The following is a 24077-nucleotide window of genomic DNA, read 5'->3' as shown; positions in this document are numbered from 1 at the left end:
AACCCCAACGGGACAAACAAAAACACCAGGCTTGACGCACCTGGCACACGAGACAAACGCTCATGCCGCTTAACAACGGAACGCCGGTCGAAACCGGATTCGGGATTCCACGAAGGGAATGCCTGAACGATGCGAGTTTTGGGTTGGACTTTTTTTGAAAGCCCAGCCTAAAACCGACATGCCCGACCTGAACCGATCCTGCCGTCAATGAATAAACATCCCGTAACCGCTTGGGTTACAGGATGTCTTGAAACGAACCATCAAAACCAAAAGTCCACACTCGCCAGATATTTCAGGGCTTGGGCATCGAATGGCACTTCGGCATGTTTGCCGTCGTCTTCTCGGCAGGTCACACGAACTCGCGTGGCCGACGATTTACGATAGACTTCCAGGGCCGCAGACTGAACATCCGGTTGCAAGGTTTGAAGTGCTGCCTTGTAATCGATAGCACCCTGGCTTTGAAAGCGGCTGATGCGTAACCCGGAATGCTCCGCAGCCACGTAATCGCCCATCAAGGCCACCAAGGTGTTTTCAATGCTCGACTGCTCATCCTCCAACTGGTTGAGTTGGCTTTTGAGATCTTGGATAGTCAACGCCCGCTGCCGATACGTTGCCGCCAGCTGTTGCCATTGCCGTTCTGCCTCACCTTTGGGTAAGTACAAATCGCGTTCGGGATCCTTAATCGGTTCCTTTTTCGATTTGACCGCCGACCAGAAGTCCATCGCGGAATCGACCAGGGTGGTGAGAAAAGTCTCATCGCGCTGAATCTCGAATTCCACATCCTGGCCTTGGTGGTAGAAAAACAAAAAGCCGCGTTCGGCTTCGGCGACCAGCAGTTGCTGTTGCACCTGGCACCAATACAACTGATAGGCCGCCGATGCTTCCCGGTTCAACAGCACATCCAAAAACGTGGTCTCATGCGGACATTTGATTTCCACCGGCTCATTCGCTTCGGACAAGCCGTCGAACGAGGCCCGCATCAAGGGATACTGTTCCGACTCGCCGCACAGCGGCAACAACATCAGATCGTGTTTATCCTCGAAGCGGTGCAGAGCCGCGGGCTCTTGCTGGATGCCAGCGCGGATCAACGGGTTGTTGTCCAGGCTGGCTTCCAGCACTAGGCCGATCTTCTCTGCCCAGAGCCGCCAAGGGGTTTTATAGGGCGAGCGGTTCATGACGATGGCCGCTTCACTGGCGCTGACACCTTGTGAACGCCATTGCCGCCAGGCATCGGAACGTTGCGAAACGTTGACGATTTTCATTGCCAGGATTCCGGCAACTGAATGTGACAGCCTAACCGCAACGAAGGCACGCCGCGCTGGGTTAAATGCTGTTCACAGCGCCTGGCCCAATGGAAATCGGCAAATAGCAACAACACGGCATCTGGGGTTGGCAACACCAAGCCGCCAAAGCTTTCCACCAAATTGTGTAATTCAGATTTAGAAGGTTTGTCGATCTCTGCCACGGCTAGGCCCGGTTTAAAGTTACGTTCTAAAAAGCCGCGCCCATGCCGGCGAATCACCGTGGGTGAGTCGTAACGCCGCCAGTCGGTATGACAGGGCAGCCGGTTCAATGATTGATCGATTGCGTTCATGATCTCTCCTGATAATTGAAGAGCGTCATGTCCGACCCAGTGGGCGAATCATGACGCCCTAGCGGGTGGTTAGGAAAATTGAGACTGCAAAGCCACTAGGCGGTGTTACCCAAGGTTTGACGGGCCTGATTCATGGCCATTTCTTTGGGTGACAATGGCGGCATACCGGTACTGTCGGTTTGGCTCAAGGCTGCCGTTGCTCTGGGGTCGACCTCCGATACCTTGTCCAACTCGGCCAAGGCAAAGGTCAGATCAATGCCTTTGAACTTCTGGTTGGCATAGTCGTAGGCCGCTTTCCAGGCACCAGCCGCCGCAGTCCGTCTAACCAGTTCCGCAACGGCTTTTTGCACCTTGGGATGGATTTTCGACAGATTGATGACGCGGTTTGCGTTAACGCCTGAATCATCTCCCAAAACGTGATCGTCACTGCCAAACTCGGCTGCATTCACAACACTGGCACTACCATCGATCACACGACCGTCTGCAATGTCGTCTAAGGTTTTGCCATCCATTTCCTCGGCGGCATAACCGCATTCCTCCGGGAACGCTGCCCTGAGCGACGCTGCTTTACCGCATTTGGCCAATTGCCCTTTGGGGCGTTTGATCCACATCGCGGTTGGCACTTGCGAGTTTTTACCGCCGGCCGTGCTGTAGGCTTCGAGCCAATAGACTTCCTCGGTAAAGGCACAACGTTTGCCGGCGACAATCCGATAAACAGTAACCGCCACCCACTCAGGAAAAGTCACGGTGACACTGGATTCTTGCCATTGCTCGTTATCGTCCTTGTAGCGACCGGTAAAGGTCTTGGTGACATCCGGGCCCCAGACGGGTCTATCCATGCCAGCCCAAACACCGGTCCGAGACGCGGTCGTCTGAATTTCCATAATGGACGGCCAGACGGTTTCGACATTGCGGCCCAAGGCGGCACTCCACATCGGCACGATATGTACCGGCTTTTTGAAGATGTCTAGCTTGCGGGCCTTGCAATAATCCAGCGCCATCAGAATAGCTTCCGGGGTTTTCGCCGTGGGAAAGGTGACTTCGGTCAGTACCTTCCAGGATTGCTCAGAAATGCCATAGCCTTGTTGGGCTGCCATCGGCATGGGTAAGTCGCGAGACTTCGCAGGATAATTTCGATTTTGATTGCTCATGGGTGATCTCCTTAATAAATGGGAACGCCATGGCCCCAACGGGGATAGTCGTCCCCTTTGGGTTGGAAAGCCGAAATGGCAAAAGCTGGTCGGCAGTAAGTTAAAATTTATCCGCTGTTGCGGCCGTTCATTTATCGCCTGGGTTTAGTTGAGCGGCATGTCGGCATACTCGTCATCCCAATCGGCGTCATCCGTTACCGGGCTCGATGATGAACCATTTACAGATGCAGGCGCTGTTGGGCGATCGAGCAGTTGCAAGTCATGCACCACCACTTCCGTGCGGTAACGCTTTTCGCCGTTCTTATCCCATTGCTGGGTACGAAGACTGCCTTCCACATAGATCTTGCTGCCTTTGCTGAGATACTGCTCGGCGGTATCGGCCAGTTTTTTGAAAAACACGACCCGATGCCATTCGGTACGTTCCTGTTTGGCGTTTTTGGCATCTTTCCAAATCTCACTGGTTGCCAAACGCACCGCCACGACTTTGCCGCCGTTGTTCGGCATGAAGCGAACATCCGGATCGACACCGAGATGGCCCAGCAAGATGACTTTGTTTACACCACGATTGGCCATGATGATGTCCTCCTATCGGCCGCGCCCGACAATGGAAAATAGAACCCACCTGCGCGGCGATGGGTCACATCCGGCAGGTACATTCCCGGCTAGGAATATGTACTCCCAGACAGGATGAAAATCTAAATTACAAACATCACATCAGGCTTGACGCACCTGACACGCCGATGGACAACCACCGTCGCCGCTTAAAAGCGGAACGCCGACCGAAGTCGGATCAAGGCGATCATGAAAGATCAGCCGAGAAAGTCTGGGAAGAAGCGAAAGGCCGATGACCAACTGATTCCGTTGGCGGGTATTGAAACAGAGATTTTTTGAAGTGATCTTGCAATAAAGGACGAATTCGACCTTTATTGCAGAAAGGTCGAAAAAAAATTGGCATACGATCATGAACCATTCGTCCACATCAGGAAACGGTCATGTCCGAAACAGCTCCACAGCCCAAACCAGCCCAGCGTCGCGCCATTAGTCGCCCGATATTTGAGCGTACGTTTAGCATCAACAGCGAACAAGCCATTCGGGTCATCCGTGATAGCTATCATCGACTGATGGTGTCCTTGTATGCGATCGACGTGATACTGCGCATCATCGGCCGGGAGGAAACGGTCGATGAAATCGAGAATATTGTCAGTCAGATGATTGCGGAATGCGCGGAGCAACTACAGCAGGAAAAAAGTCGGCTGGAAAAACTCAAGGCCGACAACGGCATTACTGAAACGCCGACTTACACGCACCCCAGGGAATTTGTGGCCAAGATTGCCTCGCCGCAGATTGCCCAATTCGTCGAGCTGATTCGTTTACTGGATCAATTGATGATCGTGATGGACACATTGTGGCTGTGCCAGGTCATCTCCAACAAACATTGCATTGCAGCACGCCTAGAGTGGCAGCAGCGGTTGCAGCGGCTAGCCAATAAAATTGTGACGATGGAACGGCATGCGCATCAAGCAGCGTACGAACAAGGACATGGAGAGGAAGTGCGATTGGCCCGACAAGAATCAGGACTATTGGATGAGTCAGCGAAACTTTCCAAGGATGAGGACTCATTGGTTGATGAGGCTGGTTCGGATAAGGCCGGTGCGCAATGACCGCTAATCCGGGAGAATAGGCTTGAGGGTTCCATTATCTGAACAGAAAGCTTGGAATTTGGCGCAGTTTCTGAGGCGACAACCATTCTGACGCTGGGGACACCACAATGTGATTTTTGCCGTTTACAACGATGAGGTACACTAAAAAACAAGCAATTACATATTCAGTTTCATCTCATGTCACATATTGATGTATATTTCTAAAATTTTAGATATTGAAAGTACAATCAAACTGATTTTGGAATGCACGTAATACAATGACGAGCGATGACTATCCAGTAAATTTGGCTTGCGTCGATCTCTTCTGTGGAGCAGGCGGGCTCACGCACGGTTTCACCTTGGAAGGGATTCCCGTCGTAGCGGGGATCGATCTGGATCCCACTTGCCGTTTTCCCTACGAGACGAACAACACTGCCAAGTTTTTAAAGCGCGACATAAGCCAAGTCACGGCCGAGGATATCAATGAACTGTTTGGGAATTCCGAACTGAAAATCCTCGCGGGTTGCGCGCCTTGTCAACCTTTTTCAACTTATGCTCAGCGTTACGAGTCGGACGGAATCGACGGAAAATGGGGACTGCTCTATCAATTCGGACGCTTGGTCAGAGAATCCCACCCCGATGTCATCACCATGGAAAACGTCCCGACAGTCGTCAGGCATCAGGTTTTCCATGATTTCGTAACGGAATTGCAGAATTTGGGTTACCACGTCTGGTACGACGTCGTGGATAGTTCGCTTTACGGGGTTCCTCAATCTCGGCGCCGCATGGTGCTCCTGGCTTCAAGATTCGGCGAAATCCGAATGATCGCCCCCACTCATCCAAAGCCAATCACTGTCGAAGAAGCCATTGGCAATATGCCGGCCATTGAGGCCGGAGCGTCTCATCCCGACGATAAGTTGCATATTGCATCGACACTTTCGGATAAAAATCTTCAACGGATTCGTATTTCCAAACCCGGTGGCACTTGGCGCGACTGGCCAGAACATCTGAGGGCCGATTGTCACAAAGCCAAGACAGGCAAGACCTATCCAAGTGTCTATGGTCGAATGGAATGGGAAAAACCATCGCCGACCATGACCACCCAATGTTATGGCTTCGGTAACGGGCGTTTTGGTCACCCCGAACAGGATCGTGCAATTTCCCTCAGAGAAGCGGCCATCCTTCAAAGTTTCCCGAAAGACTACGCTTTCTTACCTGAAGAAGACCAAGTCAGCTTCAAGGCTTTGGGACGTATGATAGGCAATGCAGTCCCCGTCGAGCTTGGGCGTGCGATAGCCAAGAGCATCACCACTCATTTGTCGGCAGTCAACTCTAACTGATAAACTCGGTCGGTCTGGATGGGACGAATCAAAGCCTCATCGCCAGAAGCCAGCCGTCGGATGACTAAGGTCCGTCAGACGGGCACCAAAGCCGAAATGGCTTTGAGACGGGAACTGCATCGTTTGGGACTACGTTACCGAGTCAATTTCCAGGTGCTGAAGAAACCACGTCGTATTGCAGACGTAGCATTCACCAAGCTCAAGATCGCGGTGTACGTCGATGGCTGTTTCTGGCATGGTTGCCCGGAACATGCGAGTTGGCCCAAGAGCTATTCGGAGTTTTGGCAGCAGAAGATCGAAGCCAATCGGGCTCGAGATGTCGATACCGATGCCAAATTGAAGGAAATCGGCTGGACCGTGATTCGTATTTGGGAGCACGAACGCCCAGAAATGGCAGCCAATGCCCTCAAAACGGTCATTGACACCATAAGGAACGGGGCCACACCCAGTCTCCGACCAAAAAATGACGATAATGAAGAAGACACAGATGGAACTCATGAATCAAGCGGTCGACGAAAACTCTAGAATCTACGCCACACCACCCGAACCAGGCCAATTGGTGGAAGTCCGACGCCGACAATGGGTCGTAGCTGATGTGGTCTCATCGCAATTGGCGACCAACCACGCTCAACAGAATCTAGTGACTTTGTCGTCCATCGATGAAGATGGTCTCGGCGAGGAATTGGAAGTCATCTGGGAAATCGAACCTGGTGCCCACACCATAGAGAGAGCTGGTTTGCCTTCGATTTCCGGTCAGGACGATCCCGATACGTTGGAAGCCTTTCTCGACGCGGTGCGTTGGGGCGCTGCAACCAACGCCGATCGTGGATTCCTACAAGCACCATTCCGAAGCGGTGTCAGCATCGAAGACTTCCAGCTCGATCCGCTGGTCAGGGCCATCGACATGGCCCGCGTCAATCTGTTGATCGCCGATGACGTGGGTTTGGGTAAGACCATCGAGGCTGGTTTGGTCATTCAGGAATTACTGCTCAGACATCGGGCGCGTACCGTCTTGATCGTCTGCCCGGCATCCCTGCAAGAAAAATGGCGTGTCGAGATGCTCGAGAAATTTGGTCTCGAATTCCAGATAGTCGATACGGCCTATATCAAGCAGCTACGTCGTGATCGGGGCATTCACGCCAATCCCTGGACATCTAATCCCCGGCTCATCACATCCATGGACTGGGCGAAGACGGGTGAAGGGTTGCGTTTGATGCGTGACGTCCTGCCACCGCACATCGGTTTCCCTAGAAAATTCGACATCTTGGTCGTCGACGAAGCGCACAACGTTGCTCCTTCGGCCGGCGCGCATTATGCCCTGGAAAGCCAACGCACCCGTTTCATTCGCGCCATCGGACCCCACTTCCAGCATCGGTTGTTCCTGACGGCTACGCCGCACAACGGTTACACCGAATCGTTCACCTCGCTATTGGAACTCCTCGACGACCAGCGCTTCGCACGCAATATCCTGCCAGACGAAAAGCGCCTCTCGCAAGTGATGATCCGTCGCCTCAAAAGCGATCTGGTCGATGCCGATGGAAATCCAATCTATCCCAAGCGGGTATTACAATCGTTGTTGGTGGCCTATACCGACGAGGAAAGGGCCATTCATCAGAAGCTCAACGAATATTGTGCCAGCCGAGAAAAATCAGCAGCTCAAAATGGTGATGCATTCGGTACGGCCTTCACGAATCGCGTGCTAAAGAAACGCCTGTTTTCATCGCCAGCGGCATTTGCCTCTACCCTCGAAAAACACATTGCCACGCTGTCCGGCAGTGTCACTAAGCAAAAGCGCGATGCAATGGCTGAACGCATCTTGTACAAGGCGATACTCAAGGTCGAAGAAGATTACGCCAACGACCAGGATTACGAGAATGCGCAATCAGAAGCCGTCGAAGAAGCCTCTCGGCGTGCGCCCGAATTGACTCCGGAGCAACGTAAGCTTTTGGATCAACTCAGGTCCTGGGCGCAACGGGCCAAGAATCAAGCCGATTCCAAAGCCAATAGCGTCCTCGAATGGTGTAAAGAACATCTCAAGGCCCATGGCGATTGGAACGACAACCGTGTCATCCTCTTCACGGAATACCGCACCACCCATCAATGGTTGCATGAAATCCTTGCCAGTAATGGTTTTGGCGGTGAGCGTCTGGAGATCCTTCATGGTGGCATGGATCACGATGAGCGTGAGAGAGTCAAAGCGGCCTTCCAAACCTCACCTCACGATTCCGCCGTACGTATCCTGCTCGCCACCGATGCGGCTTCCGAAGGTATCGACTTGCAGAACCACTGTCATTGCTTGATCCACCTGGAAATTCCCTACAATCCCAACGTCATGGAGCAACGTAATGGCCGTGTCGACCGACATGGTCAGCGGCATTCGGAAGTGTTGATCTGGCATCCCGTAGACGGTGGTGATTCAGGCAATGACAAGGTTGGTGGCCATGGCGAAGACATCATTCGTGCCTTACGTAAACTGGATTCGATGCGCGCCGACATGGGTAGTGTCAATCCGGTCATCGCCCCGCAGATGGCCGGATTGATCGAAGGTTCACTCACGGACCTGGATACCCGCCTCGCCGAAGCCAAGATCGCCGGTGCCCGCAAATATGTCAAAGCAGAGCGAGAACTAAAAGCTCGTGTCGCCAAATTGCACGAGCGATTACTAGAGACCCGGCACGATTTTCACCTCACGTCCACTCACATCGAAATGGCCGTGAAAACCGCGCTGAAATTGGCCGGCAAACCGCCATTGGAAACCGTTCGGTTACCATCCGCACCGGATGGTTCCGTCTTCAAGATGCCAGCACTTGCCGGCTCTTGGGCGCGCTGCCAGGAAGGCTTGCGACATCCCCATACCCAAGTCACTCGCCCCATCACGTTCGATCACGCCGTCGCCAATGGCCGTGACGATGTCGTACTGATCCACCTCAATCATCGCTTGGTGCAGATGTGTCTTCGATTGCTGAGGGCCGAAATATGGGCACAGGACGACGTCAAAAAGCTGCACCGCGTCACGGTGCGAAGCATTCCGGATAACGAGCTGAACGAGGTGGCCGTGGTGGTGATTTCTCGTTTGATGATCACCGGCGGCAACCATCACCGTTTACACGAGGAATTGACCTATGCCGGCGGTTATCTGCGCGAGCAAGGTTACAAACGAGAAGATGGTGTAAAGCGCGTCGAGGGTTGGTTGGAGCAGGCCAGACCATCCAAGGCGGATGAGGCGTCTTTTCAAATGTTACACGCCCGCTTCGAACGAAGCGAAAACGCCTTACTACAAACCGTCGACGCTCGTTCCAAGGATAAGCTCAAGCAACTGGTCAATAAATTGGATGCTCGTATGAATCAAGAGATCGAAGACATCACCAACGTCCTGTCTGAACTCGAAAAAGCCATCCAAGCCGAATTGCACAAAGACGAAAAGCCTCAGCAATTCGACATGTTCAGCGACGACGAGAAAACCCAGCTCAAGCGCGACATCGGCGCATTGCAAGCACGATTGGATCGTATCCCCGAGGAACGCCAACGCGAAATCGAAGCCATTCAGCACCGTTACGCCGGCTTCAATGATCGTACCTTTCCGGTCGCCGTCATCTTTCTGATTCCCGCTAAAATGGAAAAAGGAGATCGGGCATGAGCTTCATTGATTCACATGCGGAATGGTTGTCGCTGATCGAAATTTCCGGTCCGTTCCTGGCGGTTCCGGTACTGAAAGAGGTATTCCCGCAAGGCCTAGAACAACTGGATGTCGACAAGCGTAAACGTCTGCGCCAAGCCTACGAAGAATGGCGAGAAGCCTTGGAGAACGACGACCCGCGTTTCCCTGAATTGCATCAGGCCTGGATAGCCGAGGTACTCGACCGTGGTTTGGAATTGGACGAGGATGGGCGCGGAGACGTATTGAAGCGTAGCACGGCCATTCCCGACAAACTGATCATCGATTTACCCGAATACGGTGTGAAACTCGCGCCAGATGCCACCGTGGTCGACGAACAGAGTGGCAATGCACTGATGCTGATCCAGACTTTTCCGGTCCACACCGATCTGGAAGCCACCAGCAAACGCGATGGTTGGGCAAGTAGTCCGGCGGAACGCATGGTCCAGCTCTGCCGTCAAACCGGTTGCCGATTGGGCTTGCTTACCAATGGCGAGCGTTGGATGCTGGTGGACGCACCCGTCGGCGCCGTCACCACTTTCGCCAGCTGGTATGCGCGTTTGTGGGGACAGGAGCCGATCACATTGCAAGCCTTCGTGCATCTGCTCGGTATTCGCCGTTTCTTCGTCGACGATTCGGAACGACTGCCGGCTTTGTTCGATCGCTCGCTGAAACACCAAGACGAAGTCACCGAAGCCCTCGGCGAACAGGTCCGCCGTGCGGTGGAAGTCTTGATTCAGGCCTTGGACAAAGCCGATCTGGACCGTGACCGCGCCTTGTTGGCGGATGTCTCGACCGCCGAAATATACGAAGCCGCACTGACGGTGATGATGCGCTTGGTGTTCCTGTTGTCCGCCGAGGAACGCGGCTTGTTACTGTTGGGCGACGAACGTTACGAAACCCACTATGCTCTGTCCACGTTGCGAATGCAATTGCGTGCCGACAGCGCGGAAATCCTCGAACGCCGTTGGGACGCCTGGTCGCGATTGTTGGCCTTGTTCCGTGCCGTCTACGGCGGCATCGAACACGAGAACCTGCGCATGCCGGCCTTGGGTGGTTCCTTGTTCGATCCGGACCGGTTTCCTTTCCTGGAAGGACGTGACAAACACAGCCAATGGCGCATCGATCCCGCCAAACCTTTGCCCATCGACAACCGCACCGTCCTATTGCTGTTGGACGCGATCCAGCAATTCCAAGGCCGCACCTTGTCTTATCGGGCACTGGACGTGGAGCAGATCGGCTACGTCTACGAAGGCTTACTGGAACGCACCGTCAAGCCTGCCAAGGACGTCACGTTGGAATTGGACGCCACCAAGAGCGCCAAGTCACCTTGGGTGACCTTGACCGAACTGGAAACGGCGCGAAAAACCGGCGATGAAAAATTGGCCGAATTGCTTCGTGAGCGTTCCGGCAGTTCGGCCAGCCGTATCCGTAACGACCTGGTCAAAGCCATCGACGACGTATTGGCCGACAAACTGCTGACGGCATGTCACGCCGACGTGGTGCTACGCGATCGCGTCAAACCTTACGCCAACCTGCTGCGTGTCGATCCTTGGGGTTATCCGCTGGTCTATCCCGCCGGCTCGTTCATGGTCACCACCGGTTCCGACCGGCGCGAGACCGGCACCCATTACACCCCCAAATCCCTGACCGAAGCCATCGTCACCGAGACCCTCACGCCCGTGGTCTATGTCGGACCCGCGGAAGGCAAGCCAAGAGAAGAATGGCAACTCAAGTCGGCCGCCGAACTGTTGGATCTCAAGGTCTGCGACCCGGCCATGGGCTCCGGCGCGTTCTTGGTGCAAGTCTGCCGCTGGTTGGCGGAACGCTTGGTAGAGGCCTGGACCCAAGCGGAATCGTCTGGCAAATACGTCACGGTCGACGGCGAGGTTCGCGACGCCGTGACCGGCGAGGAGCCCTTGCCGAGAGACGACGAAGAACGCATCGTCATCGCCCGCCGCTTGATCGCTGAGCGCTGCTTGTACGGTGTGGACTTGAATCCATTGGCGGTGGAACTGGCCAAACTGTCGATCTGGTTGGTGACGCTGGCAAAAGGTCGGCCGTTCGGCTTTCTCGATCACAATCTGCGCTGTGGGGACAGCTTGCTGGGCATTCATCGACTGGATCAGCTCACCGAACTGAGTATGACCCCCGGTCGAAAGAACACGCAGATGCGACTCTTCGGCCGGAACATCGAACAGGCCGTGGCAGAAGCCATCGAATTGCGCAAACGCTTGCGTCAGATGCCGATTCGGGACATCCATGACGTGGAAACGATGGCCAGATTGGATAAAGAGGCCAAAGCCAAACTGGAAGCGCCGGAACGGATTGCTGACGCATTCATTGCAGAGATTATTAAAACTGGCAGCAATGAAAACTCCTTGGACGCGGCCTTAATGACTCTGGCAATTGAAGCAGATCAATATCTGAAAGGTGATTTAATTAGTGGTGAAAACATCCGCAAACGAGTAATTAACGGACTGGAGTTAAAAAAACGATATAAACCATTTCATTGGACATTAGAATTTCCTGAGGTTTTTGCTAACAAGAACGAAGGGTTTCATGCAGTTATTGGTAATCCGCCATGGGGCAGCACTGTAGATTTTGATCACAAAAAATGGTTCGACTTTACCTATCAATACGTTGGGGATTACGAAACTGCAATTGCTTTTGTTGAGTTAGTAACTCGCATTTTTAAATGTAATGGGATGGGCGGTTTAGTGCTTCCTAATACCTTACTATTGAACGGCTCTTCGAGAAAAATACGAGATTATATTTGTCATTCATTTCGAATTATTTCTATATCGGATTTGACTGAGCATGAGATTTTTAGAGGCGCATCAGTTCGTTGCTGTGTTCTAACTTTTCAAGCAAACCAGAACACTTCCAAGTCATTTTATTATTCAAGATCACTTGATTGCCATATCGGTGATTCAATAAAGTTAGATCAGGATAAGTTATTATCTAGACCACATTGGGCAAATATAGATTCCAGTGAGGTAATAATTCCAAGTGGAGCATTAACGATAGAGGATTTATTTTTTGTAAAGCAGGGATATAAGCCATATGATAAACACGCGCTTTTAAAAAGAATGGCCGAATCGGAGGCTAAGAGAATTGTTTCGGAAAAGCCATGGCATGCAGAGCAAAAGTTAGACGAAACCTATGTGCCTGAATTACGTGGGAAGGATGTTTCAAGATATAAAGTCACATGGAGTGGATTGTGGGCTAGCTATGGTCCATGGGTTTCCAACTATCTGGATCCTTCTTGGTTTAATGACAAGAGAGTGCTTGTTCGTGAAATTGTTGACAAGCCACCAAGATTAATTATTGCCTCACAATTTAAGGAATACTCCGTTCACAATCCAAGTATTATTTGTATTAAACCAAAATCGAAAGGGAATGAAATATTACTTGGTTTTCTTGAGCTATATCTTAATAGCTGCTTGGCTTCTGAATTTATATCGTTCATATCGTCAAAGTCTTCTAAGGGTATGTTCCCAAAAGTTCTTGTTAAAGAATTAAAAGAGCTTCCTTTTCCACCACCTGAGGTATTAAATGAATCCGTGATTCTTAGAGCTGATGAATTGCTTAGTAAGGTTCGTAATAGTGAAAATCCTGAGTTAATCGATAACTTTGTTGAAGAAATCTTTAGCTCTATACCTCCGTTGCCATCATTGGGAACGTTGGGCCAAAAAGCATTTAGTTCTAATGTCACAAAAGTAAAGACTAAGCAAAAACTTTCAAAAAAGAAATTTCATGACAGGCAACTTAGTTTTGATTTTTTTACTATTCCCTCTGAGTTCAAAACCTCTACTACTAATCAAAAAACTGGAAATCAGTGGGGATCAATTGCATCTGATCAGATTCTTGCTTGGCTTGAAGCACACAAAAGCTGGTTCACCAAATCAGCTATTTTGAACGGCTGCGGCGCCGATCCAAATGAGTGGCTTTCTGCGATTGATGAACTCTTGAAAGACGAATACATTGAGTCACAAGGTGAACCAGATGCGGTTCGTTACAGAGCCAAACCCTGATATGGATCGACGCCCATGGAAATGAAAATGCGGGAATCGTGGCTAGATATCGAATTGAAAGACCTGTTCTATGCCTATCGAAAAGCCAAGGCTGATTGCTATTTCGAACGATCTATCTGTATTGCAAGGCAATTTTCCGAATACGAAGCCAACTTGCCCGAAAACTTGTCCGAACTCTTGGATCGCTTGCACGCCGGGAAAGCCAAAAGCATATTGCTCGAAAACATCGGGACACCTAGTGTCGCCGCAAAAAAATTGGGAATCAAAACTAAAGAAGACAAGAAGGCAGAATTGGGTGGCCATTGCTTTTTTTCTGATTCAACTAGGGCTTTTGAATTTCTTCGCATTGCCAACGAAATCACACCAGAATTCAGGCTCGTTGGTGATTTTTCGGTTGAAATGCATGTGATGTCGGCGCTTTGGATCAATCTGGTCGGTCACAAGTATGACGCTGCTTTGTCCAAATCTACCTATGGTTCGAGACTTCGCCGTTACCGACCTGATCCCGAAGAAATAGAAACCAATGTAGGCCGTTACCACCTGGAGACCATCGGCTCATTCATGCCGTATTTCGGGTTGTATAGAAAGTGGCGCGAACGAGGAATGCATGCGATCCGTGAGGAATTGGAAGGAGATAGCTCGGTCGTGGCCATCTCAATGGATTTCACCAGTTACTACCATCAAATCGATCCTTCTTTCATCAGCAATAAACGTTTTCTGGCATCGGCAGGTATCGAACTCAATGATTGGGAATTGGACTTTACCAAGGCATTCGTCAAAGCCCTTATTAGCTGGTCAAAACTTACGGCTGAAAAACTCATCGAAATGGGGTGCTCATCTGAAGACATCAAAATTGGTGGATTACCAATAGGATTGTCCATATCCCGGATCGTTTCGAATGCTTTGTTGATCTCATTGGATCGCGATATAGAACAGGGATTGGCCCCCATTTACTATGGCCGCTACGTCGATGATATTTTTTTGGTACTTCGCGACCCAGGACATCTTCGAAGTACCAACGATCTGCTCAAGTTCATTTCAGAACGTACCGTGTGTTTCCCCAAGAATGCGGGGAATACGGATGAAATCGAGCTGAAACTGCCCGGCGGGTTTCAAGGCGCAACGAAACTAACGTTACAGAAGAACAAACAAAAAGCTTTTTTCCTACAAGGGCAAGCGGGACTGGATTTACTCGACAACATTGAAACACAGATTCGCAGTGTATCCAGTGAACGACGGTTGATGCCTTCGTTGAAAGGATTGGAATCCATGTCTTCCGCGAAGGTTTTGACAGCCGCTGCTCACCCTTCCGAAGAAGCCGATACATTGCGTCGTGCCGATGGTTTGTCGGTTCGTCGCTTGGGTTGGTCCATTCAACTCCGTGCCGTGGAAATGTTTGCTAGAGATTTGCGCTCTGACGATTGGAAAGACGAACGTATCAAATTTTACGAGTTCGCTCATAGTCACATTTTGCGCCCAGATAAGATCCTCGACCACATCGATTATTTGCCAAGGCTTTTGTCTTTGGCCGTTGCCTTGATGGATTGGGTGGATGCTTCGAAATTATTGGATGCCGTTTTTACGTCACTTCGAACGCTCAAAAAGCATACTCAAGCCGATCCAATAAAGATCAATGGTCATCAGGCCTCTGGAAATATTGAACCAATATGGGAAGGTCTAGATGATGCCGTACGAAAACTGAGTGCTGATGCCATAACTCGGTCTCTGCGATGGAGCCAACGAAAAGGTGGAATCAGGCCTCTTTCCGAAACAGCTTTATCGGTTTGTGAAAAAGTTGGATTGGGAATAGATTTTCAGAAAATCGAAGACTTGTCGATTTTGTTGAGGGAATCCGATTGGGCAAAAGCAGCCTATAAAGATCACTTACGCAGAGATGCGACAAGGCAGCGTCCATTGGTTGCTGACGAAACCCTGTTACACGGACTGTATGACTTTGAAATCGATTTGCGTGCTTTTCTTGACGAATCTGCCGCCCCGAATCCTTCAGGGGTCAATAGAGTCAATAGTCGTTGTTCTGAAAACGGCGAACCAGGAAAGAATTTCTCTTTATTACCCTACTTATTTCCAACTCGGCCTTATTCCACCCAAGAGATACCCCTGTTTCTTCCCGAACAATGTATTTTTTCCAACGGTGTCCAAAATCCGGCCAAGACTTGGGCCAGATATACCCGAGCCATGCGTGGCATATGGGTATGGGGAAATCTACTCGGATTCGATGTTTACACGTCCACCGTTTCTGAAAGTGAAAATACCAATCAGGGGAAAAGGTTTGCGAAGCTCGGGACGAAAAGCAAATCGCAAATCAAATTGGGTATCAGTAGCTTATTGACCAATGACGACAGCTATATCGCCGCAGCCAAGGGGCGCCCTGACATTTCTCCTCATAGATATGCCCGCATCGAAAGAATCGTCAATGCGGCCATTTCTGCCTATCCAAAGCCTACCCATTTGTTACTTCCAGAACTTTCTCTACCCGAAAGATGGATAGATACCGTTTCGGGGATGTTACGAGACGCGAACATCAGTCTCATTGCGGGACTGGACTATCAAATCGGGGCTTTGGACTCGATTCATAGCGAAGCCGTTTTGGTTTTGCTGGATGATCGATTGGGCTTTCCCGCTTCGGTGCAGATACGTCAGCCAAAATGCTTGCCTGCGCCCGGAGAAGAGCAAGTGTTGCTGAAACTATTTGATCGGAAATGGACCGATGGACTCATCAATCGACAAAAGCCCATATATGACCACGCAGGATTTCATTTTGGGGTATTGGTTTGCTCGGAATTGCAAAACATTTCTTATCGCAAATATTTTCAGGGTTATGTCGACTGCATGATGGTTCTTTCGTGGAACCAGGATTTGGAAACGTTTTCGGCGCTCGTCGAATCTGCCAGCTTGGATGTTCATGCCCATATTGCATTGGTAAACAATAGGAAGTATGGCGATAGCAGGGTTCGAGTTCCAGCGAAAGCTCATCATCGAAGAGATCTTTGCAGATTGCGAGGTGGTGAGAATGAACATGTCGTAGTCGTCGAGTTGGACATCGATAGTTTGAGGGCATTCCAGAGTCGTGCGAAACGCTGGCCATGCGAAGATGACCTTTATAAACCAGTGCCGGAAGGATTCGAACTTTCTGGGTTTAGACGTACTACGCCCAAATGAGTCCGTTGATGAGTACACCTATAACCCTTCAGACAATTTTACAAAGCGGCGAATGGAACGACGCCGAATTCAAGGAAGCACGTAATTCTTTGCCGAAATCCGCCTTCGAAACCGTCTCGGCGTTTGCCAATACCCATGGCGGTTGGATCGTGTTGGGTATCAAACAGGATGGCGAGCGTTTCGAGATTTGTGGCGTCGACGAACCCGACAAGATTCAGAACGACTTTCTGTCGGTGCTACATGCCGACAACAAGGTCAATCACGATTTGGACATCAGCGAACATCGTCATATCCAAGATGGCAAGACCGTTTTGGCCTTCCACGTCGCCGAAAACCCGCGTAGCCGTAAACCGGTCTATCTGGACGGCGACATCCGCCGAACCTTCATTCGCAAGGGTGGTGGCGATTACAAGGCCCAGCCCCGAGACATCGAACGCATGTTGCGTGATGCCAACGCCGATCGTTGGGATGGTCAACCTTTCACGCGGGTCGACCTGGCCGAGGCCCTGCACGGTAGCAGTCTCAAGTGGTACCGCGACCGCTTTCATGCCGCCAACCCCGGCTTCGACGTGGAACAGCCCCATTTGGACTTTCTGTACGACTGGGGCTACTTGGTCAAAGACGGTGGCCGACTGTTGCCCACGCGCGCCTGCATCGGCTTGTTTGGCTCTCTGCGTGCGGTGCGTAATCTGCTGCCGCGGCCTATTTTGGACGTGCAGTTTCTAGGCTACGGCAGCCACGATGAAATGCCGGAGACGCGCTGGATCGATCGCCTGGTGTGTGAAGAAAACATCCTGCAAAGCTGGCAACAGTTGTTGGCCAAATACCTGTTCTTCATGCCCAAAACCTTCCGCGACATCGATCCAGCCACGCTGGAACGCCGCGATGCCCCAGCGGGGTTTCGCGTATTTCGTGAAGCGGCCATGAATCTGTTGATACATCAGGATTATGGTGACCACTCCCGCAAGGCGGTCATCCGATTTTTCACCGATGGCATAGAGTTGTGGAACCCCGGCGATAGTTTTGGCGATGATGCCCGCCTGCTGGAACCCGGTGAGAAGGAAGTGCGCAACCCGGCCATTGCCATGGCCCTGCGCCGCATCGACATGTGCGAACAGGCCGGCACCGGCCTGCGCATGATGCGCCGTGAATGGCAAGCATTGGGCCACGCCGAGCCCGTCTATACCAACGACCGGGTACGCAAGGCTTTCGAGCTATTTTTGCCCGATGAGGTATCGAGGTCGATTGCCGACACTACCCCCGAAGTCACAGGGGAAGTCACAGGGGAAGTCACAGGGGAAGTCACAGGGGAAGTCGAGCGCATGATTCGCGTCGTGGTCGGCGAAATGTCCCGAATGCAAATTCAGGCCGCACTGGGTCTGAAAGGCGAAGAGCACTTCCGAAATGCTTACCTTAAACCGGCGCTGATTGCGCAGGTGATCGAAATGACCCTGCCCGACAAACCCACCAGTCGAATGCAACGCTATCGACTCACGGAATTGGGAAAAGCCATACGCCAACGCTCGATGTCGGCCTCCAAGGATCACGATCCAAGCCCAACTGATACCGACCTGAAAGGAAACACCGAATGACCGACATCAATGCCTGGATAGCAGTGGATCGCGCGTTACCCGTCGATCCCATCCTGAAACCCTTCGTGCTGATCCTTCGAGGTCAACGTTCACTGTACCAGTCGATTAGGGAAGACGATTGGATTCTGGTCATCGACGACACCCAGGCCATCACGAAGGTCGCCCGAATCATGCGGATTCGTTCCGACCTCGACACCACGACCTTGTATTTCGATAGATCGTTGGTATTCGATAAAACGATACCGTTGACCGATACACCCTTTTCCTTACCAGGGGCGGGCACAATAGGACGTTTGCAATGGACCGATTTCCTCGAAGGACTGACGAAAATCTCGAAGACCCGGCTCGAAGACATCCCTGTGATCGGTAGTGGAGAAAGCGCTCGGGAACGTGCCTATATCCGAGAATTGTTGCAATTGGCGGTTATGGACGATCTCTTAGGGCCTGCGGATGGCCCACACGAACAGATCGTCGACATGAGCGTGCGTGATCGCTATCTGGTCGGCAAATTGGCACCTAGACAAGCATCTGGGGGCGATGAAAATTGGGAAGGTTCCCTGACCGATGAAGCTGACGACGAATCGGCAGATACCTTGGTACCGGGCCAACACGAACCCGGCGCAGAATTCGCCGGTGCGACGGGACGTGTCGACCCCGAGTCGGATTCCGGTGATGAAATCGATGTTGCCAACAATCAGTCGTTGATCCCTTCCAGCATGGGGTTCACGTTTTGTGTTTCCGGTGATGCGACGGCCATTGAGGTCGAAGCGCATTTCGGCCGTTACGAACGATTGTCCGGTGAGGACAGTGGCCGAACCAAACTCATCAATCGCAAGATACGGGACGCCGATGGTAACGTCGTACGAGTGGAGCAAGAAGAAGTCCGAGCTCGAGTATGGCAGCGAATACCTCGAGGCGGCAAATTGGTACTCCCTCTGACCACTGGCACCATTCCCCACCAGGCTCCGGACCCGGAGTGCCCCGAGATCAGGCTGCAAGGTTCGATTCGTGCCCCGAATGCCAACGGCGATCGCTTGGTGACGTTGTTTTTGGTCAATGTCCAAGAAGAACCGAGAGAAAATCGCGATGCCGCTTGGCTATTCCAGCCGGAAGTGATCGTTCGTGCGCCTTCTGATTCGCCCAATCCAGCCATCTTTCGACGTAGACCGGTACTGGATGCCAATGGCAAGGACCAAGAGCGCGAGGCTCTGGAAATGATCTACCGGAATCGGGTCGAATTCGGTGTCGGTCATGGTGTTTCGGTTCATGCGGAGCTGAGTGATGATGTGACTTTGGCCACCGAGATTCGCACCGTGATCATGCCCCAATACGAAGTACCGGTGACGGAAACACCGGGCGACGATCCAAGCGACCGTCCGGCGATGCGAAAGATGCAGGAAAACGGCTGGCTGGACATGCAGACGCTGGCCACCCTCGAAAGAACGGAGCTGTCGCAAGTCTTGTGTACATTGACCGACGACTACGCCGAATGGATAGGCGAACAGCGTAACCGTATCGGGCAGGATGTAGTCGGCCATGACGATCAAGCATATCCGGCATTGGACCGCTGCGATGAGGTATTGAAACGTCTACGCGAAGGCATTACCACCTTGGAAATCAATGAAAAGGCGTTGGCGGCGTTTCGATTCGCCAATCGCGCCATGGCGACTCAACGGGTGCGCAGTATCTATTCACTGGCCATGCGACGTAAGGAAGAGTGTACGTTGGCGAGCATCGACATACCCAAGAATCGCAGTTGGCGGCCCTTTCAGCTCGCCTTCTTGTTGCTGTCCATTCCGTCATTGACCGATCCTAAGCATCCGGATCGTACCCTTCCCATCGAAGCCCATGCCGATTTGCTGTGGTTTCCGACCGGTGGCGGTAAGACCGAAGCCTATCTGGGCGTAGCCGCGTTCACCATGGCCATTCGCCGCATGCAACTCGACTTGGGTGGCTATGATGGTTCGCGTGGTTTGGCGGTGATCATGCGTTACACGTTACGCTTGTTGACCTTGCAGCAATTCCAACGGGCCACTGCATTGATTTGCGCGATGGACGTATTACGACGAGAAGCCCTAGACAAGGGTGACGAGTCATTGGGCAAGGAGCCCTTTACCATCGGCCTGTGGGTTGGCAACAAGGTTACACCGGGCACTACCGAGGATAGTCATCGTGCCATCGAGGCCAGACGTACCCCTGGCCAGAATACGGCCGGTCTGGCGTCGCCGGCACAGTTGACGAGTTGTCCCTGGTGCGGATCGGAAATCGCGCCGGGCCGTGACATCGAAGTGGATCGGGATACCTTACGGACGGTCATCTATTGTGGCGATAAAAAGGGCCAATGCGAATTCTCCAAAGGAAAATCCAGTAAACGAACTCATCCGGGGATTCCGGTATTGGTCGTCGACGAAGAAATCTATCATCGCCCGCCGACGATGATGATCAGCACGGTCGACAAATTCGCCATGATGGCTTGGCGTGGCCAGGTTAGGACTCTATTCGGTCGTGTGAACAAGGAATGCCCGAGACATGGTCTAGTGTTACCCGATGCGGATTGCCATGGCTCCCATCAATCCAAAAAAAGTTTGCCGGCGGTCAGAGTCAAAACGATTTCACCGATACGACCACCGGATTTGATCATCCAAGACGAATTTCACTTGATCAGCGGTCCACTGGGTACCATGGTCGGCCTATACGAAACCGCCATCGACGAATTGAGCGCCTGGCAATTCGATGATGTGACCGTACGACCCAAGATCGTCGCTTCGACCGCGACGGTGCGCAAAGCACGGGAACAGGTCAACAACGTGTTCATGCGACAGGTCGCCGTATTTCCACCTCATGGTTTGGACGTAGAGGACAATTTTTTCTCGATACAGCGCCCGATTCGAGATCGTCCAGGACGCCGTTATTTGGGGGTTTGCTCACCGGGTAGCTCCCGGCCGGCGATGTTGATTCGCGTCTATACGGCATTCTTGACGGCAGGGCAAACGTTGTTCGAACGATTCGGTTCGGCTGCCGATCCATACATGACCATGGTCGGTTATTTCAATTCACTACGTGAACTCGGTGGTATGAAACGTTTGGCCGAAGATGACGTGCAGACGCGTTCCTATCGTGTGCAGATGAGTCTGGTCGAGAGACCTGGTCTCAGTCAGCGTAGTGTCAACAACATCAGCGAATTGACCTCACGCGTTTCAAATCAGGACATCCCGAAGTATCTCGACCAGTTGGAGGTCAAATTCAACGCCGAATACGATGCCGACAAAGGTAAGTACCTCTGTCGCTGGCAAGATGGTGAGGTCAGAGCCATCGACGTGGTCTTGGCTACCAACATGCTTTCGGTTGGGGTCGATGTCAACCGGTTGGGTTTGATGGCAGTGAACGGCCAACCCAAGGGTACGGCAGAATACATCCAGGCCACTAGCCGCGTCGGCCGGGCCTCACCGGGTCTGGTCTGTACGGTACTGACTTGGGCGAGACCACGGGATTTGTCGCACTACGAGACTTTCGAGCATTATCACGCGACGTTTTACAAGCACGTCGAAGCACAGTCCGTCACACCGTTTTCGCCGCGAGCGATGGACCGCGGACTGACTGGGGCGATGCTCAGTGTGATGCGTTTGGCATATGAAGACTTTAGTCCCAACGAAGGTGCCGGTCAGTTGGAGAAGGCCAATCAAGCCGAGATGACCAAGGTTATCGAGGTCCTGGCAGCCCGCGCCGGTAACGTCGAAGACAATACCAAGAAGCAACTTGCGATCGACGGTTTGAAGGCACGAGCCGACGATTGGGCGAAGGAAGCCGGTTTGGGCGGTCGAACCCTGGCTTATGAAAAGCGTGGGCAACAAAAAGATACGACGGTTGCTTTGATCAAATCACCCGGTGTACGTGCCTGGGATAATTGGACGGTACCCATGTCGATGCGAGAAGTCGAACCAGGCGTACGCTTGATCATGAATACCAGCCGTCTGGAAGATGAATACGAGTGGAGACCGCGCCCGACGGTCACGGAAGGAAATGAAGAGGATGAAGCATGAGTGAAAAGACACCCGTCGGTGAAGTGCGTCCCAGTCAATTGTTGTGGACCTATGGTCCGGGTGCCTTGATAGACTTGCCGAATCTATCGGTCGTGACCTTGGGTATCGACCGATGGGAGCGAGACAGATGTCAACCCATCCACGAGGCCCGATTGTTGAATGCCGTGCGGCAGGTTCTGGGAGCTCAGGTCGAGAGTCTGCGTATGCCTCCATTCACCAAGGCTGAAATGGTCGACTTGTGGTCCGCAGAAGCCAACATCGGCGTGCCAGTCCGTCCTTTTCCTCGATGGCTGCGTTGTGTGAAGTGTGGTTTGCTGTCGCCTTACGACTTGGGTTTGTTCGGTTTGAAGGAAAATCGGTACAGACCAGAAATGACGAAATTCGTACACAGAGGCTGTACGGGTTCGAAAGGCAGTGACAAGGCCAAGGATGCCGATGCAGTACCGGCGCGTTTTTTGTTGGCTTGTCGCAATGGACATCTGGACGATTTCCCTTGGCATTATTTCGTTCATGGTGGCCCGAGTGAATGCAAGGGAACTCTACGCTTTTTCGAAAGTGGCGCCTCGTTACAGACCGAGAATCTGTGGGTCAAGTGTGACGGTTGCGCCGCATCGCGCAGCATGGCACACGCGTTTGGCCAAGCCGGTAGGGAAAATCTACCCGGATGCCGTGGGCGTCACCCGCATTTGGATAAATTCGATTCCGATTGTTCCGAAGAGCCGAGGGCCGTTCTCTTGGGGGCTACCAACAGTTGGTTTCCGATGAATCTATCCGCATTGGCGATTCCGCAGCAGGATGGTTCGCCTTTGGATCAGATCATCGCCGATCATTGGGAAGATTTTGCGGATGTCGAAGACGTCGGCGAACTGAAAGGTACCATCAAGGCGCTGAAGAAACGTGGCGAAGCCCAAGGCATAGAAAAATACGAAGCAGAAACGATTTGGGCAGCCATTCAAGCCTATAGGGATGGCAGTGACCAGATCGTCGAACAAGCAGACATCAAAGGACCGGAATGGCTGGTATTGTCGTCGCCGAATCCCCCGGCCGATTATCCGCATTTCATGAGTACACCGGTCGCAGTGCCAGAAAGATTTGAGTCGAAAATCAACCGAGTGCTCTTGTTGGAACGCTTGCGTGAAGTCAATGCCTTGATCGGTTTCACTCGAGTCGAATCCCCGGATGAATCGATTGGACAAGATCGTTCGGCGATGGCGCCGATTTCCCGCACGAAACCCGAATGGGTGCCGGCATGCGAGGTTCATGGCGAAGGGATCTTCATTCAATTCGATGAATCGGCGCTGAAAGATTGGGAAAGCAGAAAAGCCGTCGATGACATCGACCAAATCCTGCAGAGTGGTCACCGTGGTTGGCGTAATGCCAGACATTTGAGTCCAAATGAGGACTATCCTGGCATTCGTTATGCCATGTTACATACGTTGGCACATCTATTGATCAGGGAGTTGGCTTTGGAGTGTGGGTATAACGCGGCCAGCATTCGTGAGCGAGTCTACGCCGACATGACCGACGACATACCGCAAGCGGGCATCTTGATATATACCGCTGCGGCGGATTCCGATGGGACGCTGGGTGGTTTGGTCGAACTCGGTAAACCGGAAAACTTGGGAAGGTTACTGAAACAAGCATTGGAGCGGGCGAAGGTTTGCTCTTCCGACCCACTGTGTTCCGAACACGATCCGGCAAAAGACAGGAGCCTACATGCCGCCGCATGCCATGCTTGCTCTTTCGTGGCCGAGACTTCGTGTGAACGCGGCAACCGTTATCTCGACAGGGCATTGTTGATCCCAACCTTCGAGCACGCCGAGGCTGGTTTCTTCAAAGGGTTTTGAG

13 protein-coding genes are annotated in these 24077 nt (G+C 52.1%); 9 read left to right on the top strand and 4 right to left on the bottom strand.

The window, feature by feature from the left end; translation table 11 throughout:
• Positions 1-260: 260 nt before the first annotated feature.
• The 4 genes from M0R33_RS20665 to ssb all read right to left on the bottom strand — a co-directional run bounded on the left by M0R33_RS20665 (position 261) and on the right by ssb (position 3318).
• A complete protein-coding gene (locus M0R33_RS20665) occupies positions 261-1262 on the bottom strand; it encodes a lambda-exonuclease family protein (protein ID WP_292573774.1) in 1002 nt (333 codons plus the stop codon).
• Positions 1259-1594: a hypothetical protein gene (locus M0R33_RS20660; protein ID WP_292573772.1), complete on the bottom strand. Its 336-nt coding sequence runs from the start codon at positions 1592-1594 to the stop codon at positions 1259-1261. The genes M0R33_RS20665 and M0R33_RS20660 overlap by 4 nt, the downstream gene beginning before the upstream one ends.
• A gap of 95 nt (positions 1595-1689) precedes the next feature.
• Positions 1690-2745: a phage recombination protein Bet gene (gene bet, locus M0R33_RS20655; protein ID WP_292573770.1), complete on the bottom strand. Its 1056-nt coding sequence runs from the start codon at positions 2743-2745 to the stop codon at positions 1690-1692.
• A gap of 144 nt (positions 2746-2889) precedes the next feature.
• Complete coding sequence (gene ssb / locus M0R33_RS20650) at positions 2890-3318, bottom strand: single-stranded DNA-binding protein (RefSeq protein WP_292573767.1); 429 nt, start codon at positions 3316-3318, stop codon at positions 2890-2892.
• A 419-nt stretch (positions 3319-3737) separates the two neighbouring features.
• On the opposite strand from ssb, the gene M0R33_RS20645 reads away from it, so the two are divergent.
• The 9 genes from M0R33_RS20645 (at position 3738) to M0R33_RS20605 (ending at position 24076) form a co-directional block, all read left to right on the top strand.
• Positions 3738-4406, top strand: coding sequence for a hypothetical protein (locus tag M0R33_RS20645; RefSeq protein WP_292573766.1), 669 nt, complete (start codon positions 3738-3740; stop codon positions 4404-4406).
• Between the two features lie 257 nt (positions 4407-4663).
• Positions 4664-5725 (top strand): DNA cytosine methyltransferase, encoded by a 1062-nt coding sequence (locus M0R33_RS20640; RefSeq protein ID WP_292573764.1) that lies wholly within the window; start codon positions 4664-4666, stop codon positions 5723-5725.
• Between the two features lie 18 nt (positions 5726-5743).
• On the top strand, positions 5744-6250 hold the full coding sequence (locus tag M0R33_RS20635) for a very short patch repair endonuclease (protein ID WP_292573762.1): 507 nt from the start codon (positions 5744-5746) through the stop codon (positions 6248-6250).
• Positions 6213-9362 carry a DISARM system SNF2-like helicase DrmD gene (gene drmD / locus M0R33_RS20630; protein WP_292573761.1) on the top strand — a complete coding sequence of 1050 codons (3150 nt, stop codon included), beginning with the start codon at positions 6213-6215 and terminating at the stop codon, positions 9360-9362. The genes M0R33_RS20635 and drmD overlap by 38 nt, the downstream gene beginning before the upstream one ends.
• On the top strand, positions 9359-13417 hold the full coding sequence (locus tag M0R33_RS20625; RefSeq protein ID WP_292573759.1) for an N-6 DNA methylase: 4059 nt from the start codon (positions 9359-9361) through the stop codon (positions 13415-13417). Before drmD ends, M0R33_RS20625 begins: the two co-directional genes overlap by 4 nt.
• A 15-nt stretch (positions 13418-13432) precedes the next feature.
• Positions 13433-16597, top strand: a complete 3165-nt coding sequence (locus tag M0R33_RS20620) for an RNA-directed DNA polymerase (RefSeq protein ID WP_292573757.1) — start codon at positions 13433-13435, stop codon at positions 16595-16597.
• A gap of 8 nt (positions 16598-16605) precedes the next feature.
• On the top strand, positions 16606-18189 hold the full coding sequence (locus M0R33_RS20615) for a Fic family protein (RefSeq protein ID WP_292573756.1): 1584 nt from the start codon (positions 16606-16608) through the stop codon (positions 18187-18189).
• Positions 18186-22229 (top strand): DISARM system helicase DrmA, encoded by a 4044-nt coding sequence (gene drmA, locus M0R33_RS20610; RefSeq protein ID WP_292573753.1) that lies wholly within the window; start codon positions 18186-18188, stop codon positions 22227-22229. The genes M0R33_RS20615 and drmA overlap by 4 nt, the downstream gene beginning before the upstream one ends.
• On the top strand, positions 22226-24076 hold the full coding sequence (locus M0R33_RS20605) for a DUF1998 domain-containing protein (protein ID WP_292573751.1): 1851 nt from the start codon (positions 22226-22228) through the stop codon (positions 24074-24076). The genes drmA and M0R33_RS20605 overlap by 4 nt, the downstream gene beginning before the upstream one ends.
• Position 24077: the final 1 nt, after the last annotated feature.

Source organism: Methylomonas sp. (genome assembly GCF_023228165.1).
GTDB lineage: Bacteria > Pseudomonadota > Gammaproteobacteria > Methylococcales > Methylomonadaceae > Methylomonas.
The sequence above is the reverse complement of the archived record's forward strand: the minus strand, read 5'-3'. Positions and strand labels throughout refer to the sequence as shown.

Excerpts from the sequence above, each read along its gene's own strand:
- M0R33_RS20665 (WP_292573774.1), bottom strand. The coding sequence starts at position 1,262 with ATGAAAATCGTCAACGTTTCGCAACGTTCCGATGCCTGGCGGCAATGG.
- M0R33_RS20660 (WP_292573772.1), bottom strand. The coding sequence starts at position 1,594 with ATGAACGCAATCGATCAATCATTGAACCGGCTGCCCTGTCATACCGAC.
- bet (WP_292573770.1), bottom strand. The coding sequence starts at position 2,745 with ATGAGCAATCAAAATCGAAATTATCCTGCGAAGTCTCGCGACTTACCC.
- ssb (WP_292573767.1), bottom strand. The coding sequence starts at position 3,318 with ATGGCCAATCGTGGTGTAAACAAAGTCATCTTGCTGGGCCATCTCGGT.
- M0R33_RS20645 (WP_292573766.1), top strand. The coding sequence starts at position 3,738 with ATGTCCGAAACAGCTCCACAGCCCAAACCAGCCCAGCGTCGCGCCATT.
- M0R33_RS20640 (WP_292573764.1), top strand. The coding sequence starts at position 4,664 with ATGACGAGCGATGACTATCCAGTAAATTTGGCTTGCGTCGATCTCTTC.
- M0R33_RS20635 (WP_292573762.1), top strand. The coding sequence starts at position 5,744 with ATGGGACGAATCAAAGCCTCATCGCCAGAAGCCAGCCGTCGGATGACT.
- drmD (WP_292573761.1), top strand. The coding sequence starts at position 6,213 with ATGGAACTCATGAATCAAGCGGTCGACGAAAACTCTAGAATCTACGCC.
- M0R33_RS20625 (WP_292573759.1), top strand. The coding sequence starts at position 9,359 with ATGAGCTTCATTGATTCACATGCGGAATGGTTGTCGCTGATCGAAATT.
- M0R33_RS20620 (WP_292573757.1), top strand. The coding sequence starts at position 13,433 with ATGGAAATGAAAATGCGGGAATCGTGGCTAGATATCGAATTGAAAGAC.
- M0R33_RS20615 (WP_292573756.1), top strand. The coding sequence starts at position 16,606 with ATGAGTACACCTATAACCCTTCAGACAATTTTACAAAGCGGCGAATGG.
- drmA (WP_292573753.1), top strand. The coding sequence starts at position 18,186 with ATGACCGACATCAATGCCTGGATAGCAGTGGATCGCGCGTTACCCGTC.
- M0R33_RS20605 (WP_292573751.1), top strand. The coding sequence starts at position 22,226 with ATGAGTGAAAAGACACCCGTCGGTGAAGTGCGTCCCAGTCAATTGTTG.